The sequence below is a fragment of the Streptomyces sp. NPDC001450 genome (genome assembly GCF_053597295.1).
Genome location: NZ_JBSFHY010000144.1, coordinates 1 through 1,482, shown reverse-complemented (window position 1 = coordinate 1,482; position 1,482 = coordinate 1). Strand labels below are relative to the sequence as shown.

2 protein-coding genes are annotated in these 1,482 nt (G+C 68.5%); both read left to right on the top strand.

The window, feature by feature from the left end; genetic code table 11:
- On the top strand, window positions 1-662 hold a 662-nt coding region (locus ACWC5O_RS45435), incomplete at its 5' end, for a phosphopantetheine-binding protein (protein ID WP_450781396.1).
- A gap of 60 nt (window positions 663-722) precedes the next feature.
- A partial coding sequence (locus tag ACWC5O_RS45430) for a beta-ketoacyl synthase N-terminal-like domain-containing protein (RefSeq protein WP_450781394.1) occupies window positions 723-1,482 on the top strand: 760 nt, incomplete at its 3' end.

Here is a 1,482-nt window from a genome sequence, read left to right as displayed (position 1 = left end):
CGGATGTGGACTGGGCACGGTTCACCCCCGCGTACACCAGCGTCCGTCCCAGCGCGTTGCTGGCCGACCTTCCCGAAGCACGCACCGCCCTCACCGACACGCCGGGAACATCCGGGCAACAGACGGGCGAACAGGAGTCCGCGCTGCGGCAGAAGCTCGGCGGACAACCGACGGACGAGCGACGGCAGGCGCTGCTCGACCTGGTGCGCAGGCGGGCCGCCGAGGTACTGGGGCACGGTGACACCGGTGTCGTGGGATCGGGCCAGGCCTTCCGTGAGCTTGGCGTCGACTCACTGACCGCCGTCGAGCTGCGCAACCGGCTCGCCGCCGAGACCGGCCTGAAGCTGCCCAGCACCCTCGTCTTCGACCACCCGACCCCTCGCCATCTGGCGGCCTTCCTCGATGAGGAGCTGTTCGACGAGGAGGAAGGCGACGCGGAGACCGCTCTCGCGGCCGAGCTGGACCGCCTGGCCTCCACGATTTCAAGGCTTTCCCCAGATAACAGCGCCAGGACTCTCGCGAAGGCACGGCTGCGCAGCATGCTGACCGAGCTGGGTGATCAGAGCGAGGGTGATTCCAAAGCCTCTGTCTCCCAGCAGCTCGAGGCAGCCTCGGACGACGAGATCTTCGACTTCATCAACCGGGAACTCGGCCGGTCCTGAGCGCCCGCGCAGCAGCAGGCCGAATCGTTCCTACCGCTACAACGTATGGGGCAAGTTCCAATGGCGAATGAAGACAAGCTCCGGGACTACCTCAAGTGGGTCACCTCCGACCTGGCCGAGACGCGTCGGCGGCTCCAGGAGCTGGAGTCCCGCGGGGAGGAGCCCATCGCGATCGTCGGGATGAGCTGCCGGTTCCCCGGCGGGGTGCGGTCCCCCGAGGACTTCTGGCAGCTCCTGGCCGAAGGCGCCGATGCCATCTCCGAATGGCCAACGGACCGCGGTTGGGACGCCGAGGCCCTCTACGACCCGGACTCCCGGCGCGTGGACGGCAGTTACGCCCGTGAGGGCGGATTCGTCCACGACGCCGGCGACTTCGACCCGGGATTCTTCGGGATCTCGCCGCGCGAGGCCGTCGCCATGGACCCCCAGCAGCGGCTGCTGCTGGAGGCGTCCTGGGAGGCGTTCGAACACGCCGGTATCGACCCGGAGTCGGCGCGGGGCGGTCGCGCCGGCGTCTTCGTGGGATGCAGCAACCAGGAGTACGGCGCCGGTCTCGGCGACATCCCCGACGACGTACGCGGCCACCTGCTGACCGGCAACTCCACTTCCGTCGTCTCCGGTCGCGTCTCGTACGTGCTGGGTCTCGAAGGCCCCGCCGTGACGGTGGACACGGCGTGTTCGTCGTCTTTGGTGGCGTTGCATCTTGCGGTGCAGGCGTTGCGTTCCGGTGAGTGTGATCTGGCGTTGGCCGGTGGTGTGACGGTGATGTCGACGCCGGGTGTGTTCGTGGAGTTCTCGCGGCAGCGGGGGCTTGCGGTGG